This window comes from Paraneptunicella aestuarii, assembly GCF_019900845.1.
Classification (GTDB): domain Bacteria; phylum Pseudomonadota; class Gammaproteobacteria; order Enterobacterales; family Alteromonadaceae; genus Paraneptunicella; species Paraneptunicella aestuarii.
The window spans coordinates 4,387,165-4,408,026 of sequence record NZ_CP074570.1; the positions used below are offsets into that span (position 1 = coordinate 4,387,165).

1 protein-coding gene is annotated in these 20,862 nt (G+C 42.3%); it reads right to left on the reverse strand.

The window, feature by feature from the left end:
* Positions 1-2 precede the first annotated feature (2 nt).
* Positions 3-20,507, reverse strand: coding sequence for a putative Ig domain-containing protein (locus KIH87_RS17115; RefSeq protein WP_232359073.1), 20,505 nt, complete (start codon positions 20,505-20,507; stop codon positions 3-5).
* Positions 20,508-20,862 lie beyond the last annotated feature (355 nt).

Genomic DNA, 20,862 nt, shown 5'->3' on the forward strand with positions numbered 1-20,862 from the left:
CGTTAAATTCGAATGTGTTTCAACATATCTGCGGTTAATTGACCGTTGTGCAACGCATAACGTGTGGAAGAAATAATATAGTCCATTCCATGTAAATCCAAAGTATTGGCTATACGTTGGTAGCTACTCATTTGTGTGCCATCAAAATTATATGATGAAAGAACCTCTCTATTCCCATAGGCAGAGTCTAACGACATGACACCAAAAGCATCCGTATCAACCTGATCACCGGAAACAAAATCAATCAACATATTCCCAGTAGCCACAATATTCTTCAGTAATGTTCCTGCAGGTTTAAGGGCTCCTTCCACTAACCAACTATCTTGAGTTGATGACAATATTTCCCCTTGTAAGTTAAATGCTGCAATACGGTCACTGTATCCAACATTGAGGTGATGACGGCTTATGGTTGAATCGCTTAATCCCTTTGCATTGAGAGTTATAGAGTTAAAACCTGTTCTCAATGATTGGGCAGCAGCTAAACCACCTCCCAATGAGTGACCCGTAAACTCAATATTGCCATTCAACTTATCATTTAATGCAAAAGCGTCCGCCAAACCTAGCGCCTTAGTAAATTGCTTAGTGGCAAAGCCCATCCCATCAGCAATATTAGTTACCCAGTCAATACCTGTATCCGTCCCTCGGTTTGCATAAATATACTGTGCGGCACCATTGGTAATACTGTTATTACGGTACAATGCTCCGAAATAGCCAGTTGTCTTATCTACAAAGTCAGAATCCTTAAAGCCTGATAAGGCATATAAGTCACTTCCGGTAACCCGGCTAATACCTGTAGGTAGCAATGAAACTTCATTGCCATTAGCCATACTTACAGTTAACGAGCTATCAAAATACACGTCTTTATTGATAAGCATGGTGGATAGTAATTTCGAAGTTCTTAGTAGAGTATCATACCCCTTGGTATCAGAAGACACGCTAGCCAACATACTATTGATATCATCAACATCGCGTTTTGCATCCAGCAAATTCGCAACCTGGCTGGCTTCCTCATAAGATAAATCCGGCTTTTGCTGCATCACCTCATCAAGTAGCGCCAATTTTTCAGGATCCGTACTCAGCTCAGTGCCAATATGACTAGGAATTTCACTAATGCCGAAACGCTCCATCAACTGCTGAACAGTATCAGTATCACTTATTGCACCACTGTATAGATCGCTAAGCTGAGTTGATGCGAGCAAATCTTCCTTAGACATTTTAGGAGTTGCGGTTTTTTGGCTTGTCCTAACAATACTATTCCCAATCGCATTGCCAAATACATCGGTAGCGACATTCTCAAAGTTCCAACTTCCCTTGTTGAAAAAGCCTTTCTTAATTCCATAGCTAATACCGGCTCTGGCGAAGCCTCCTGCGATATCTGAAGCAAATTCATCGCTTAATAGCCCTCCTTCCGATATTGGACCTCCGTCAAGGTTCCAATGTGAGGCTATCGCTGCAGTTCCAGCCGCTACTGCGACATTTGCCCATGAAAATCCACTTGGTCTTCCCACAAGTTTGTTAGCAGCTGCACTTGATATTGCACTTGTTGCAGCCAGCGCAGCTTTACCTACCTCAGTAAACTTGCCTGCTTCAAAAGCCCATTCAGCACCTCTGAGGTAGCTACCAGCACCCGCAGTGATCCCAGCAGTCAAGCCAGAAACAAACGCTCCTTTTAAGTCAAATCCGCTTTGAACCCCCAAAGCTATTCCTGTAGCTTGTCCAGCTAATGAACCAACAAATCCACCCACACCAGCTGCAACAGCACCTGTAACTCCCGCTCCACCACTCAATGCAGTAGCTCCTGCCGCCCAAATACTCTGACCAGATGCCGCAGCCAAAGCACCAGCAGTTGCAACCGTTACGACAATGGCTACAGCTACAATGAGCAGGGTCGCCACCATATTACATCCAGCCTCTTGAGGCGGTGGCACATAAGCAAGCGGGGCTGCCGTACTTCCAATCTTGTCGATGATGTTGTCAGGCTTAAACACATCAAACCGGTTTTCATTGGTTTGACGCTCTGGAATTTCCAGCAACTGACCTTCGGTCAATTCACTAGCACCATCAGCATCGAGGCCATTGGCATCTGCAATGATGTACCAATAATCGGCGTTACCGTAGAACAACGTCGCAATTTGACGCAAATTCTGACCAGGTTGCACAGTAAAACGAGAAGACGAACCAACATTACCAGGATCAACACTTTCAAAGTGTTGATGTCTAATATTTACCTCACCATCTTCATTAAATTCACCCAGATATTGGTTATTGGCATATAAATAATGACTTGGCGATATTCTACCTTCTTTAAACCCTAATGAAGCTGCCGTTGGAGTAACGTAACTACTAATCGCATTGGTTTGAGTGCCTGACTGTTTTTTAACCAAATTGCCACTTGCACTGTAGTCAAAATGGCGAGCAGAAATCTCGCTATCTTTATCCCTTTTTCCATCCTTGTTCAATAAATAGGACTCAACCGCTATGCGGTTGCCCTCTGCATCGTAATGGCTCTTTGACTCTCCCGGAAGATAACTTGCACCTTCATTACTGTTTGTTGGTATACCAACTCCTGATACCAATTTTTCCAGATATTGCTCGCGGCCTTCATACTCGTAACTGTACGACTTGGTATCCACTCCCGAAATTTGATATTGCTGGTTAGTAACGGTTTGTAAGCGCCCAACTCCATCATAAACTTGATGGTCTTTTCTTAATTTAGTGTGTTCGGCTTCACTTGTTGTCAAGGTAAATTGAGAATAGTTTTGTGCCAGGAAGGTCTTCTCTTCCCATGTACCATCGACTTCAAACCCGCCATGCAGATCAAGCACAAAATTGCGATTACGAGATTCCCAAGTGCCCCAAGCACTCAGTTTCATCCCATAAGTCGTCGTGGAATTTAGCTTGCCATCGGCGTTGTAGTCGAAGACTTGTCGATCAGCTTTAAAACCAGCAACATCAATCCAAATAGACTCGTATTCTGGATGCTCGGTATCATCTGTTTCACCAGTAAAATACCGAATTTCCTGCTCTTTGCCTTCAGAATAATAGTTCTGAGTTTCTGTGACTTGTCCCAGATTGTTATAGCTATGCTGCACCGTTTGAATATGACGTTTGCTTTGGACATAGTTTTCCGCAGACATGCCGGGGTTAAGCAAACGATCGCTGTAGTAGTCGATATTAGTTGAACCAACTTTAGTCAGGTTTTCCTTAGAGAAATTCCATATTGTGCTAAAGGCATCTGTGAGCTGACCACGTTGGTTATAATCCATGTAAGTCGCTTTATAGCCACCAGCACTAATTATTAGATTATTTCGACCTGCAGCATCGTATTCAAGGTATTGCCCCGTTGTACCTAAAACAATTGTTCCATCGAGCATTGCACCACTATCGATAGTAACGCGATTTGCCGCATCGTAAGTGAACCAGTACTCCTCTACTTTTGCATTTTCATCAATGTCCAAATTGGTTGACGTAGTTAAGGTGATCTCACCATCTTGCGCACTAAATTCGACAACCAGATTCGCGACAAGCTCCGCAGGTGGGGTTCCTGTTAGTAACCCCGTTTGAGGATCAAAGGTTAACCATGTCTGGTATTCTTCAGGTATGTCTACGAAAGTCGTGCTTTGACTGGTTGTGCTTTGAACAGTAGGTTCACTGCTTGAAAGAAAACTCACCTCATTCGCTGTTACTAAACTCGAAGTTGATAGCAACGCGTTATAATCCAACGCTGGCTCACTTAAGCTATTACCCCCTGCAGTTTGTACACTTAACGCTGCAGGAGCCGCCGCTGGAGCTTCGATTCGAATGCCGTAAGAGGCATTTTCACTCAAGCCTTTGAAGTATTGACTAACATCGAGAACAAACTCTTTTGTAGCAACGGCTTCAATTGTAGGTGGCTTTTTAGCAAATGGCCCCTCAACCCTAAGCTGTGTTTCTACTTCAACCCGATCTCCCAACTCATCTGTTGCTGTAACTCGAAGTTCCAGAGGCTTATCGGTAACGTGCTCGATACTCGCGGTACCAACGAGCTCACCATTGACAACTTGTAACCAGTATTCACTACCTGCCACTTGATATATGCCATTGGCATTTTTAACTTCTACAGTAATATCAGGGCTACCAACCAGATCGGCAAAGTAGCCTGCCACATCAATACTAACAACATCCTGATAGCCTACAGTTTGCGGCGCCATATCGATACTGGTAATTACCGCTTCTCTGGGTTTGGCAACAGTAAGATTAAGCGTAACAGCAGCTGTTTCACCCAAAGTATCAATTGCTGTTACGTTCACATTTACTTGTCCTTCAAACTCTGATGGCACATTGCCATAAAGCTCAGAATTTTGCGGATCCCAGGTTAACCACTCGGGTACATTAGTAGCTTGAAGGCTAAGACTGACTTCTTCAGGATCAATAAAAGTTACGGGTATACGAACAAAGCTACCCGCCTCAATGGTGAAGGCTTCATCACCGACATAAACCGGTGCTAAATTATCTTCAAGTAAGGGAGTGATGTGCTCGGGCTTTAAAGTGTAATCAGTAATAACCAAACTAAAACTTTGCGCATTAGGGTCGGTAAGCCAATTTTGAATTCGAACACTACCCGATGTGTTGTTAAAACGAATGAGCAAGTCGTCCCCATAACGCACAAAACGCAAGTCTTGCTTGTTAAAGTCCATCATGCGGATCACGTTTAATCCACTAACGTCTGAAATAGTGTCATGACCATCACCTAAACGATAGGTATACTCATCGTGCCCAGCTCCCCCGATCAGGGTGTCATCACCTAAGCTACCATCAAACTTGAGGTTCACCTGAGCCGAACTCAGGTCAATGACGTCATCACCGTCTGTTCCAACAATGCTTAAGTTACGTGCTATACCGTTTCCAGTTTCATAATCACCGTTATCAAACGAAAGCCCCTCGATAACAACTAAACCATCTTGTAACCAGTTCTTTATGGTGATGCTGTCATTATCAGAAATATGAATCACCAAATTTTCGCCATCAGCAGTATAGGTCAATGCATCTTTCAAAATACCCGGCCCGAAGTGAATAACGTCGGAACCTCCTGCATCAGTGATAAGGTCATGACCATCGCCCACATTAAAGTAGTAATGATCAAAACTACTTCCGCCGTGAATGGTGTCGTTACCTTTACCTGCTGTGTGATTCAAATCGGTTTGAGCATGACTGAGATCAATGACATCATCACCATCTGTCACAGCAAACTGTACACGCTGACTTATGGAACGGTCTGTGAAGTAACCTCCGTCGGCAAAGGACAAGCCTTCTATTCTTACCTTGCCATCTTGCAGCCAATCCTTAACCGTAATGCTGTCGGTAGCAGAAATATGAATAACCAAATCATTAGCATCAACATTGAAGGTTAAAGCATCTTTATTGATGCCCGTTCCGAAATGAATAACATCGGACCCTCCAGCATCAGAGATAACATCATGGCCGTCGCTCACATTGAAGTAGTAATGATCAAAACTGCTTCCACCATGAATGGTATCGTTACCTTTACCTGCTGTGTGATTTAGATCGGTTTGAGCATGGCTAAGATCGATTACATCATCACCGTCTGTGACAACAAACTGTACGCGCTGACTTATGGCGCGGTCACTGAAATAACCACCATCGGCAAAGGACAAGCCTTCTATTCTAACCTTGCCATCTTGCAACCAATCCTTAACTGTAATGCTGTCAGTGGCAGAAATATGAATAACCAAATCATTAGCATCAACAGTAAACGTTAAGGCATCTTTGTTAATCCCGGTTCCGAAATAGATAATATCAATCCCACCAAGATCGGTAATGACATCATGCCCATCACCGACATTAAAGTGAAACTTATCAAGATCGGTTCCCCCATGAATGGTGTCGTTGCCCTTTCCGCCAACATAATGAAGTTCGGTATTAGCATGAGAATAATCGAGAATATCGTCACCATCGGTTCCCTGAATACGCAATATTTGACCGATACGCTTGTCGGAAATATAGCTTCCATCATTGAAACTAATGCCTTCTAAAGCAATCTTTCCTTCCTGGATCCAGTTTTTAAATGTAATAGAGTCATTCGCAGATAAGGTAATAACCAAATCATCTCCGCTGACTGAAAATGTGATGTCGTCCGTAGTAATCCCTTCACCAAAGAACAAGAGTTCGATACCCGAAGTGTCAGAAATAACATCGTGTCCATCACCTAAGTTGAAATAGAAACGATCATTACCTGTACCGCTATAAATAGTATCGTTTCCAATGCCCCCGGTGTAACTCAGGTTCCTGGCAAGATTACTTACATCAACCGTATCGTCACCATCGGTAGCGGTAAGTTGAAGTCTTTGAAGAATATCTGAACTGGATAAGATATCTCCATTATCAAATTGGATACTCTCTATTGCAGGTAAACCGTTTTGCACCCAATTCTCAACGGTAATACTATCGGTTGCTGAAATATTGATAATCAGTTTGTCTTGGTTAGCAACAAAAGTGATGACATCTTTAGTAATGCCTGCGCCAAAGACCAATGTATCTACACCGCCATCGTCACTAAGCGTTTGATGACCATCGCCTAAGTTGAAGTAGAATGTATCATCTCCTGTTCCTCCGGTAAGAGCAGAGGTGGTGGTCTCAAGCATCTGCTGAGTAGCAATACTTTGAGTCACAACAGACGATGGTGATAACAGTTGTGAGAATGAACTGAGGCTCGGAGCACTTGCAAAGGTCGAGTAAGCAGAAGCGCCTCCACCAGAACCTATAGATAAACCACTAACGGATACAGATGAGGTTCCTGTGCCATCACTTACAGTCAAAGTAACAGAAAAAGTACCGGAAGCATTACTGGGAACGCTATAACTAACAGGCATTGACCCTGTCAATGGATTGGGAGCCCCTATACTAAAACTGATTCCTTTACTTGAGCTGAGAGAATAACTCAGTGAGTCGTTATCACTGTCGAGCCATTTATTTAAATAGAAGACACCAGAGCTACCCGGTGTGACATTATTCAACGCCTTTTGGATACGAGACTCTGCATCACCCGAAGTTGCCTGATATGGTAATCGGTTTCCGTTGCTTACAGTCAAACCAAACGTCTTACTTGATTGTGCTCCATATTGATCCGTAGCCGTCACTGTAAATCCGTAGGAACCAGCCGTACCTACAGCTGGAGTACCGCTAAATGTTCCGCTACTGGAAATACTTATTCCTGACGGCAAAGAAGTGGAGGAAAAGGTGATGCTGTGGCCTTCCGGGTCAGTCGCCAAACTCCCTAAATTAATATTGAAGGACACGCCTTCTGTTAAGTAGTAGTGATTAGTCCCTGTCCAAGTCGGGGCTTTATTTACGGGCTTGGCAGCAATTGCCAGTGAAAACTGCTTACTTGCAGTTGCTCCTTTCGGATCTGTGGCAACTACAGTAATGGTATGGTTACCCACAGCACTGGCCGTTGGGGTTCCTGAAATCACTCCAGAGCTGGAAATACTTAAACCTGATGGCAAGCTTGGTGAGCTATAGGTTAAGGCTCCATGCTCAGGATCTGAAGCATATGCGCTAACATTTAACCGAAATGTCTCCCCCTCAGTCGCGGTTTGAGCCGGGATGTTAACCCATATTGGCGCTTTGTTTACGGGTGTAACATTGAGTGTGAAATTAATCGTTGCGGTGCTACCAGACGGATCTCTCGCAACAGCAGTTATGGTGTAATTTCCAGACAAAGCAGAGCCTAAAGTTCCTGAAATTAGACCACTGGTTGACATGGTTAATCCGGACGGCAAATTAGGCGAAGAGAAGGTTAACGTTTCCCCATCGTTATCATAAGCATAAGGTGAAACATTAAAACTAAATGATTTAGCTGCTTCACCATATCTGGTAGTAATAGGATTCCAACTCGGCCCCTGATTAGTGTTTTCAATCGACAGGGTAAAAGTTGTCCCGGTACTATTGCCAGAAGCGTCGGTAGCCAAGATATGAATAGTGTGATTGCCCGCAGTTGTACTATATGGCGAACCTTGCAATACCCCTGCTGACGTAAGCGTCATCCCAGCAGGCAAATTCAATGCTCCAAATACGAGACTCTCATCATCTGACGCATAACCCGCTAAAGATACTGACTTGTATTGCCCTTCTTTGAAGTATTGAGTGGGAATTGGACTCCAAACAGGGACTATATTCACATAAGTAACCGAGTTCCCCGTGACCGATAATGAACTGGAAGCCCCCTTATTATCTGTTGCCTCAATCGTAATGGTAAAGTCATACGAAGCGGTAATGCCACTGGGTACAACAAAATCAACCGTAACAGTCTCTGTTGTAGTGTTAGCGTAATCCGTTGTAAAGCTCAGTCCACCGCCGCTGGCAGTATAATAAATTTGATCACCGTCCGGGTCTGTCCACGCAGGGAAAGTAAAGCTTCCTGTTTGACCTGGAGAAAGATTCTGCATTTGACTCCGAATAGCCTGCACTAATGATGCATGACTCGGAGGTGTCACATTTCGATTTACATCGGTGATGTTGATAGTAAACGCTTGCTCTTTTGTTTGTCCCAACGAGTCTGTAACGATAATAGTTATAGGATGTGCACCAGAAGATTCAAAATCGGGCTGTCCGTAAAATAATCCATCCTCAGAAAGAGTGATACCATCCGGTAAAACATCACCAGTGGTAAAAGTAAATGGCCCGGTTCCTGTCACTCTATCTGCAACACTGATTTCCTGATATTGATTTTCAAGCCATGTCAGGTCAGTCGCACCTTCCCAAGCTGGCGGAGGAGGCGGTATGTAGTCTTCACCCACCTGCAAGGTAACAAGCAGTTTGGTACTGTTACCTACGCTATCAGTCACCACCACTTTGAAATTATTGGGCCCCAAAACTGGATTGGTTAACGTACCTACAATGGTGTTGTTTTGGATGCTTAGTCCGGCGGGCGGATCGATTAATTCCAACAACGACAAACTAACACCACTGTTGGGACTTAACCCTGCTAGTACATCCCAACTTACTGCTACGTTTCCGGGAGTATCATGAGTCAAATTCACGACATTAAAAGTAGCCGGATTGATGGTGCTCTGAATACGTTCAACTCTTTGACCTACACCATCAGATACAGTTAATAAAAACTCAATATTACCCAGCGGCGCACCTGCTGGTATTTTGTAGTTGATCTTTCGAAATACAATGGGGTTATCTTCAACTCCACGAGTCTCTACCTTGGTTTCACCAGATAAACTCGATGCAAATCCAGAAATGGAAGGGGTAGGCAATAAACTCAACTGAATAGCATTACCAGAAGGCGATGCATATTCAGGAACCCATATAAAGTAATCCTCACCCTGCATCACATTGGCAAGAGGCTGTGAAACAGAGGTGGCGAAGTCTTGGGCAAAATATGCTGGGTACTTGGGTTGAGGCAATAAGTGCAAATTCGCACTTAAATCAATTTCTACTAATTCAGATCGTCCTGTAGGATTCCCCCCACTCATCTCTTCGACTTTGATGGAAAATATATCTTGCACGGCATCGTACAAGCCAGGAATGATATTAAGCGTTAAGTTTTCCTGATCAAAGGTAATGAAGCTATATTTGGTATCCAAAACCCTCATATCTGCATACTCAGGAATAAGATCACTCAATATGATGCTATCCGGTCTTAGGATCTCTACTGAAACCACCTCGTGATGACCCGCAACAATATTCCCGTTACTGATAACAACAGGTTCACCTTTTACTGTCGGATCTGCTTCTTCATAAGCATTGATAGACAGCTCGAAAGGAGTTCCGGCCTCACCTTTCACAACAAAGTTATAACGCTGAAACTTCTCCGTTTCATCAACATACGCAGGCGTTAACTCCAAGACTCCGGAAGGTTCAACATCAATCGTATGCACCAATGGCTGACCTTCCAGATCTTCATATAACGGCAACCAGAAGTACCCAGTTTCACCAGGCCTTAGAGAGGAAATAAAGTTAGCTATTCTTGAGTTATAAACCTCTATTGGTTGAGGTTTAGGTGGAGAATTAATATCTAGCGCATTAACCGTTATAGTGAAGAGGTGCCTGTTACCAAAGTTATCATCAATACGAATAATGTTTTCGTAAGTTTGAGGCGTAAGAGTTCCTTTATCCGCTTTTAAATGCCCATTTTCGAGATAGAAAGGCGCTTTAACACTATTAAAATAAGAAATGATCTGAACGTTAACGCCCGTTCCCAATGTAAGTAAATCATGGATATCAACATCAATACTGTCATCGGAATCAATAGTGATATTTGTTAGCTCATCATTGACAGTAAACGTAGGTTCAACTATCTGACTTTGAACTCGATGCTCTACTGAGTTATGCCCATCAGAAACAGTAATAATAAATTCAACTGGTCCATTAGCGGCACTCTTTGGCACAGTGTATCGAATCAACGGATTATGATTGATTGAATCAACAAAAGCAGTTTCTTCAAAACTAAACCCTGGAATGGCAGGATCTGTTGTGATGCTATAAGAAACCTGCTGACCTTCGATATCAATATATCTGGGGAACCAAATATAAAAGTCTTCGCCTCTTACCACTTTGGAAAGTGGGCCATTTACCCAACGTTCAAAATCGGCCTCAAAGGTTGCTGGTTTGCTCGGTACCGGCTCAAAATTCAGTGTGACAAAATCCACCACCAACTCTGTTTTCATCGTTGGGTCATCGGTTTGCTCTGCCAATATCTTGAGCTTTCCATCAGCTATGCTGCCTGGCCATTTATCATTGGTCCAATACTCAACTTTGTAAAGCTTTTGATCCGGACTAACACCTTTGATTTCGAAGTCTAACCCAAGCTCAACCAAACCTTCAAAATAGTAATCTAATGGATCTGAATTGGCGTCCTGAAAAACAGGCATCATGAAAAATCCGCGCCCAGATGAACTCAGTTTCAGTGGAGATAAATGCTCTGCTACCAGCCCGGGATCCACTCTTGGTCTAGTTTGCAGTTCTATATCTGTAGGAGTGCTACTGACAAACTCTCCATTTTTATATATTTCAATATTAATATTACGGGTTGCTTGAGTAATAAATGCGCTTGAATCAATTTTGATAATATTGCCAACAAGAGCTGGTTCTTGAATTAATGCTTTAGGTTCCAAGCTGTCTACAATCTTAAATTCAACGCCTTCTACCCCACCAGAAAAATAGTCAAACAGATCAATGAAACTTACGCCGTCCTCTTTCAGGTAAAGTCCTTCATCAGGCAATATTAAAGATGCTGAATCAACTGTAAGCTCCAGTTCAAAATCCGTAGTAAGGGGAGTTGCATTTACATCCGTGGCAATCACATGAAGTTTAAAACTTTCGCCAATTGCAAACTCAGGAACGACCAGATCGGCCTTGGTTGAAATTGACAGTGTTTTCGTCAATGCATCGTAATCGTACTCAAGCCACTCGTTTGGAAAACCGGTTGTTTCGTCAACTTCCACGCTAAAACTGATGGCGTTGTTTTCCGGGTCTTCAATGAAATCTTCGAGTTGAATGTGATAGTCAATAACAGTTCCAGGTTCCAGTAATGGAGTATCAAAACCTGTAGTCCCGGATTTAAATCTTGGACCCTGATTCTGAACAACTGGTAATTTGAATGGAATAATAGTGAAACTATCAGGGAAATTAGTATTTCCGTCCTGTACCTTAATAACAAACTCTTGCAGTGAATTAGCTAATTCTACCGGTACTTTATTACCCGGTTTTAAACTAATAATTAACTGTCCGGTAGCATCAATATTTGCTTGTAACCAGCTAATTTCAAGTTGTGTGGCCTGATCCAATAAGACTACAGATGGTATATCACCATCTTCGTCATATATGATGTTGTTAATATTCCCTAGAATGGCTTCGTATTCTGTTGCATTTGCTGTAGCAGGAGGGTAACTAAATCCCTCAAAATCAGATAATAGAACCGGGGAATGATTTTGCTCAACAACATAGTTTCCGCTGTACCCGTTAAACGCCTGAACCAAACGTCTGTTGCCCATTGCATCGTAGTGATACTGAATAGCAGAGAGCAGAATCTTTTCGTCAGTATTATCTCCTTGTGCTCTTACCGTAACACTGTCGATTCTTCCCAATGAATCATAAACTGTCGTTAGATATTCAGTGGTAGACTGACCCAGTGTATTTTTGGTGGTGCGCTTCTCAAAAATAACGCGCCCTAATTCGTCATAACCAAATTCACTGTATATACCCGAATCAACACCAGAACCATTGGTGCTTGAAATGGACATTAATGAGCCATAGTCATTCTCATAAGTTTTGATCTGCTCTATTTTTCCATCAGATTTCAGATCAATTTTCACTTCTTTTAGTTGACCATTCTGGTCATATTGGTAACGAACGGTATTTTCACCTAAATCATTCAGGCTTTGCATTTGACCGTAATAGTTATAAGTCCAGGTATTAATATCCTTATTGCTGTTAGCACCATTAGCGTTGGCTAAATTGTCATACCTTTGAACAGTACGATTTCCTCGTCGGTCATATTCATAACTTATACTTATTTTTTCCGGTGTTCTTGAACGCAGTAAATTACCTTGAGTATCGTATCGGTAGTAGAACTCGGCTCCTGCCGCATTGGTTTCCACAACACGCTGTCCAAGAGCATTGTATTGCCAAGCCTTCAGGCGAGTATAAGATTCCGCATTGTTGGTATCGGTAGTTATGTCACCCTGCTCAACAACTCGTCCTAAATGATCTAACGTTTGAACCCTAATAAAACCGAGAGCATCTTGAACCGCTACTTGTTCGTCAAAGATATTGTAACCATACTGGGTCACTCCACCTGTTGCATCAATGTCCTGTGCCAATAATCCCGATTGATTGTAGCGCCTATGAGTAGCATTACCATTGGCATCAATACGTGCAATCAAACGCCCATCAAGATCATAGTAGTAACGATATTCTGGACGAGCATAGAACTCTTCGCCTTCATCTGAAACGTGTCTTGAAAGCGGGCGACTTTCCTTTATCAACTGGTTGTTATGGTTAAATTCATAGTTATAGGTGTCGCCATGTGCATTGGTCACCTGGATGACATTGCCCCAGCGGTCATATTTTTGGGAGGTTGTGACAATTTCCGGAGTATTCTCGTCTTCAATAGCATTATAAATATTTGCCTTGGTAAACTCCTTTAAAGCTCTACCAAGCTCGTCATATAGGACTGTACTGGTTTGGGTGTATGAACGAGAAATACTATATGCCTGAGGTTCTTGCCCTGACCAGTTAGTATTGCCTTGCCAAACTCGATGACCTTGTAAATCGTATAGATAAGCTCTTTTAATGCCATCCTGACCTTGCCCAGCTTCGAGATAGCCGGCATCGTTGTATCTATATTGTTCCTGAAGGGTGGCTGTTCCTGATGTGTTGTTGAAGAATCGGTCACCTTTAGCGACCACTTCACCATAGGCATTGTATTCAAATTGCGCACCGCCCTCTTTGGCAACTAAATCCAATGAAGCTGGATTGTCCCCTTCATACCGCAGATAACTAATAGAAGTCTGCTGCCCTATATCATTGTAGGCATAATTCGTGACCGCCTTTTTATAAATGGTTTTTGGAACATCAACATTATCCCAACTCCCTGATTCAGGTTGGAGCCCTTTAACATCGACATTAACCTGCATTCCTGCAAAAACTTCGACACTGAACTTCACTTCGAATACAACATCACCCGCAACATCAGTGACAATTAGTGTGACTTCCTCATGGAACCGTTCTGTGGCAGTTCCAGACAAAATTCCGGTCTGGTAATCAAAGTTCAACCATGCAGGTAACTTGTCATTCCGTTCACTTGCAGTAAATCCCTCTTCAGGAATTTCTCTTGAAGATAGGAAGAAGTTAGTATCTTCGTGTTGGTACTCCTCCCAAGCCTGAGTTCTTTTTATCTGCTTTCCAGCAAAGTCATACTCAAACTCCGTGATATTACCTTCCGCATCAATTAGCTTAACCAATTGATTATTTTCATTGTAAAACTGACGGGTAACGCGATCCTGGATTGATTGAGTGGTAGTATCACCATCACTTTCCTGAGTGATTTGCAAAACATTGCCATGAGCATCTGTAACATAGTGTGAAATCTGCTCAATTGATGTCTGTGAAGAAGCTAATGCACCATAATTTAACGTTGTGCTATTGGTCACCACTTGAGCAAAGCCAGCACTAACAGAAATAACACTACCTTGAGCATCATAAACCGTGCTGGTTTGTTGACCATTTTTAATTACATGGGTCACATTACCCAGCTCATCATATCTGTTTTCAGTAACGCTGTTATCGATTTGATCGTCGTAAGTAAATTTAACGACTGCATTCTCAGCCTGATATACGACGTCTTTTTGAGTCGTAAATCTCACACGACCTAATTTATCGTATGCAAATGAAGTGTAACGATTCTTCGATTCGCTCTGTTCATCAACTTTATCCGGGCTCGGCTTACCGGAACTCGGTATGCTGCTCAAAGGCTCCGCATATTCAATGACCTGAATGACTTCGCCATAATCGTTGTACTTCCATTCCGTTAAATATTGACCCGCATCAATGAAGTGAGTGCGATTGCCCAACTTATCATAGTAATAATATTCTCGACTCCATTCCGCACTATTACGCCTTTCAAGCTTTTCGGTAAGTTCCCCAAACGCATTGTATCGAAGTACAGTTTCAGGCTGCCCGACCTTGGTAGCGATGTTTCCTTGAGAATCCAGTTCAGCATAAACAATGGCGGGCTGTTTCGATGATGTTTTACGCCCCAAAGTATCATAGGCGTTTTCAACAGCTCGGCTATTGCCCAGAGTGCTGACATCTATATCGCCTATTTCAATTTCTTCTCCTGACCCTGGATTAATCTGCTTTTCGTATCTAACAATATGCGTTTGATTACCAAGAGCATCGTATCGATACTCAGTTACATAACCCTCGGAATCAATATCAAACGCGACTCGTCCAACTTCATCATATACCTTGTAGCTGTATACATTCTTCACTCCAGATAAGGTATTTACCTGAATGTGATTAACCACGGCTTGTCCCAATGCATTATATGTAACTTTAGAGACTGTTTTTGGTGAGCCTGTTGTTGCAGCTTCAAAGATGTGCGTTTGGCGTCCTTGAGCATCGTATCCCATTACCGATGTTTTGGCGTCGAGAACCGGTGAGGAGGCTGTATTAGAAGTGACATATCCATTGGTGATATGAGTAACATTACCCAGCGAATCATATTCCATTTCTCGCACAATACGGGCATTTTCAACAATAATAATTGAACCGTTTTTCTGCTCACCAATATTTTCAACAACCGGGCCAATCTCGCGAGCAACTCGTCCTGCGCCATCATAGTAATAATGCCAAACGTTACCTTTTTTATTGGTATAAGTATCTTTCTGCCCTACAGAGTTGTATGTCCATGATTCGGTTTTACCTTCAGCATCAACAATACTTGAAACTCGACCTGCCCGATCATATTCAGTTGTTGTGATTCGAGCATTAGACTGCACAGGTAAACTACCTAACGGTGTTTGACCCGAACTTAAATCATCATAAGTAAGCGTGCCACTGTTCAGTTTGCTGGAAAATACGCCTGAAATGGATATATTGTCTAAATCAAAAACAAGTGTTTTATGAAGCTGACCGACAGCATCATATTGATACTCGGTAATGCCTTTCAGGCTATTAATTTCAAAACGAAGTCTGCCGGCCTCGTCATAATAAAACTGCGTTGTTCGATCGGCAGCTGAGGTGTCAATTAAGGCTATAATTTGCGATTCGGTGTAAACACCACTGAATGAAATTGGTGTAGAGTAAGCAATGGTTCTGATTACCCGTCCAGCTTCATCGTAAACGCTCTCTTTAACAATTGCTTTTCCATCAAGCGTTTTGTGCAAACTAAAACGAACTTGACCATTGGCATCATATACCGAGGCTGTAATTTTATCGGTGCTTGAGTTACCAGCGGGTAATAAAGCCGCTAACTCAACGGTATCCAATTGCCCTGCAATTAAGTCATTAATCTGGCTTCCGGTTAGCTCCAACTCATTAGAATACTGATTTTGTTGAATAACTCTTCCAGCAGCATCAAAGACATTCTGCTTAACTCCACCTGCGGCATCTATAGTTAAAATTTGACGCCCACCATTGTCATAGACAAAGTATTGAGTACGCTTATCTGCCGCCGCTATATTGCTTTCAATAGTGTCAACAGTGACATTGTTTGGATAAAAACGTTGTACCCAGCCATCAACCGTATTAATGACCGGAGCAACACTTTCAGTCTCTAAAGCCTCAGATGGATCCGTAAGTGACTTATCCAAGTACAGGCGCAATGAATCAACATAAACAGACTGTGATGTTCTTCTACCGTTTAGGTCGTAAGTGTAGTGAGTTACGGAATCCGCCTCACCTATTACATAAGTCAACTGACCTTTAGCATCATAAAAATACTGGGCAACATACCCTGATGCATTAATGCTCACTTTTACTCTGCCAGCAGCATCGTAACGGTATTCTGTTGTTAACGCTTCTCCATCAGGATCAACTATGGTATGCGTTCTTTGATTATTATCATTAAAAACGTAGGCGGTTGTTATTGCCTCAGGGGAACCAAACCCTGAGATTTCTTTAACGCGATTACCGTTTTTATCATATTCAAAGCGGGTATGCTCTAATGCGCTCGTCAAGACCCCATCAACGACAGAGCCTTTTTTAATATCAGTTACTTCGCCATATGCATTGTAGGTAATTTCCGTGCCATCACCATTTGGCTCAACAACCAATTCCTTACGATTAGCATTGTCATATTGCGTAACTGTTGTTTTATTCAGTGCATTGGTAACTTTAACCTGTCGCCCAAATACATCGTATTCAACACTAGTCTTTTCAGTACGCCCCTGTACTTGTTTTAATTGAATGACTTTGCCCGCTTTATCATCAAACTGGTAATGCGTTTCAACACCATTTGCATCTGTTGCTTTAATTACTCGTCCAAAGGCATCGTATTCAATTCGTTGAGTTAAGGATGCACCAAGGGTATCAATGACAGTGCTTGAAAGGCCGCCAGACAAGTTATAGCCGTAGCTGTCAACTCGGTGATGACCATCTGATAGCAGGGTGGTAGATTGCTTCACTTCACCAAAAGCATTGTAGTCATTGTCAATCCAACTTCCGCCATTTGATTGTTGTATATCGAGCAATCCACGCTTAGTGTAGCTTTGTTCAACAACAGTATCCTGAACAGAGACTAGTGAAGATAGATTTACCGCTACCTCGCCAATATCACCACTGGCTAAAACAGAAGCATCAAGAGCATTGATTGCTAAATGATTAGCATAGGTTCGTGTGCTTACCAACTCACCAAACGCGTTAAACTCATACTGCTCTACTTCTCCCAAGGCATTAATGACTGCGCTCAGTCTGTCGGCACTATCATAGAAAAAATAATTGATATTGCCTTCTGCATCGGTTGAGCTGATTAGCCTTCCTTGATTATCCCAAGTCTGATGCGCACCTTTACTTTGCGCCAAGGTTGCAATATTTTCGACCGTAATATCCGTGACCGTAGCAGACTCTTCACCATTTAAACTGGTGACAACTCGCCCTAAAATATCTCGCTCGATTAAAGTCTGACGCTCACCAACTTTGGTACCTATTCTCTGCCCGACATCATTGTAAAAATACTCGGTCACTGCGCCATTATGAGCCTGAGTTTGAGTGCTGATTAAACCTGATTCGTTGTAAGTGTATGTTGTTCTAAAATCAGTATTGGCATCGTAGGCAGGCAATTCATCTAAATCACCAAGCAACCAATTTAAGGCAAACCGCACAGCATGTTCAGTTGACGTTTCTAATTGACCATCACTATTGTAAGTAAAGGTCTCTTGTTTACCCTGCTCATCAATATGAGCAATGACTTGATTAGCGCCGTTATATAACCATTGTTCTAAACGCGCATCTGTATCGGCATTTAGTTTCGAGACAACCTGAGTAATATCTCCCGCATTAGCAACAAGTTCATCTGTATCTTGAAGATACGTCAGTTGACCAATCAGATTGCCCGATCGATCATAAAAATACTCTGTAACACGCTGTGTAATCACCTCATCCGTAAAGGAATGAGTTGTCATTTCAGCCAAAAGCTGACCTGAACTGTTGTAATAAAACTGTGTTGAACGATCCTCCGCATGAGTTGTAATAGCAGGAGAGGTAGTTAAATCCTGAATTGGAATAGTTATCGCTGTAGCATAGCGTGTCGTTTGAGTGGTTTGTCCCAAACCATTGTATTGATATGCAGTGACATAGCCAGCAGCATCTACATCATAGGTTTTAAGACCTGAATTATCATAAAAATGCCAGGTTTCTCGGTCTTTACCTTCAGCGTTACTTAAATCGGCTGGCAATGAAATTACCGGGATTTCGGTGTCCATCCAGGAAGATGTGTCGACAAGATTGGCGTAAGATAAGGTTCTTACCACCTGGCCAGCGGCATCATACACAAATTGCGTTACTGCTCCGGTTACATCGATACTAAATTTGAGCCTGTTCGCTTCATCGTAAACACTGTAGCTGAAGGAGCCATTTTGATGTTGTCTGGCAACTTCCCGACCTTGCTCATCATAGAACCACTTTTCATTTCCTAAAGCAGATTCATACCCGGCCTTACCATACTCAATTAGAATCAGTCGACCCGCATCATCATAAGTTTGGGTAGTTAAGAAACCGTTAGCTGAGGTAATGGATATTTTTTGCTGTGCATCACTGTAAACATACTGAGTCAGGCTATTATCTGGAGCCGTTTCTGTCTTTATGCGCCCCAAACCATCATAGGTAAAGGCTCTGCTATGACCTGTAGAGTCTGTTTCAGACAACAATCTTCCGGCAGCATCATAAGTAAAAGTGGTGACTTGAGGAGATACTCCCTCACCGTCTACATTCACTTCTTTGAAAACGGTTCTTGAGGCAAGATTACCTCTAAAATCATAAGTATAAGAAACTAAGCTAATGTCGTGAGGAGCAAATTCACGGTTTTCAAATTCGCCAACCCAAGCCTCCAAATCAACTCTGGAAGGATGATCATTTTCCCCCAAAGAACCTATCAATTCACTTGCATCAGCAGCTCTGTAAATAATCTCATCTGAAAGCTGATTCAAGCTGTTATAACGATACTCTGTTACATATCCTTCTGGAGAGATTTTATAAAGAAGTTGCTTGGTAGAATCCTGGTAAACATACCGAATACTCTGGGGAGCGGCTGCACTCTCTACACCCTGTAATCCGTCAGGATCAGGCACCGCAAAAAAAGTTTCTTTAAGTAATAGGTTCAGTTCATTTTCATAGTATCGCTCAATGCGATTACCAGACGCATCTTGTTCCCAAATTACGTTCCCCTGGTCGTCGTAACCAAACTCCGTTTTTAGTCCCAAACCATTAGTAATAGAAACAACATTACCTGATGCATCATATTCATATTGAGTCGCAACATCCTGCCCGTTAACAGAGACTGATTTCTGAGTTAACTGCCCTTTACTATCAAAATCAAAGGTATAGGTATTACCGTTAACGATTACTTTTGTAGTATCCGTATCAACGTAACTGTAGTTCGTTTCCTCTTGATTACCATTGGTAATCGACTCAACCCTGTTTTGGCTATCATAAGAAAAACTTAAACTGGTACCATCTGATTGGCTAAGAGTTTGAATTAATTTGCTGTCAGGAGAAACATAGGTGTAGCGTGTTTCGTAAATGGGAGAATCGACTTCGCCGGGATTTAGATCAACCAGAATAGCGGTAAGGCGTTTCTGGTCATCGTATTCATACTCATAAATGCTTAATGCTTCATTTTCTTCTGCGACGACTAATGCTGTCAGGTTTCCATCTGAGTTATAGGTTAAGGTAGTGGTTTCTACACTCGTGTCTGTATCCGTAATTATTGATTCAAGAAGACCCGTAGTGTCACTATAACTGAAATGCTGCCCCTTCCCCTCCCAATTCAAAATAGCCAGCAATTTTCCACCAGAAGCAAGTGAAGCATACTGCATTCTATTTTGGCTTGATCCCTCAATATATGTCACTTCCTGAGTAGTCGCATCAATTTGTAGCTTATCGTGAGCACCGCTACCCTGCACACTGGTATAACCCAGGCTCTCATCATAATGAAAAATTTGTGCTGAACCATCAGCTGTAATTCGTCGAATACTACTTCCAACCGTATTCAACTCACCTTCCAATGAAATAGAACTCAGGAAACCTAATCGCCAGTTATCAATGTCCCCTTCAAAAGTCCCCATACTGTTGTAGGTTCGTAAGACACCAATATTCATTCCCAAGGCTGCCAGACGTTCATCCTGCCCTTGAATTATAAGGTTCCCTGTTGCGGCATTAACATAGACACTCTCCCTGCTTTGTCCGGTTTGCGCTTGCCCATGAGTTCCTGCTTGCCCAAGAGCGCTTAACGAGCTATTAAATAAACCAGCCAAATCACCTGTTACTACTGCAACCACAATAATGCTCCTATACCTTAAATTCAGATCAACCTATGACCTTATGAACGCTTTCCCAGCCCAACCTTTTTTGATGAATTTGCCAACAGAAGATCGAACCACTACCAGCTACACCACTCCACGAATTAAGAAATTTGTTTAATATTTTTTACCAATCCAAGCTAACCATTTGTTTTATTTGCATTTTTAATAAAAACCGTCCCCAAAGCCCTCAATGCATTAGCGGTGAAGTGATTCACTAAAAGCAAAATCAAGTAGAAAGTAAGAAGAGGAGTAAAGATATATGACAAATCCCCATGCATAATTTTGAATTGTAGAAACAAGCATGGTTTAAATGAGGGATTTCAATAATTTT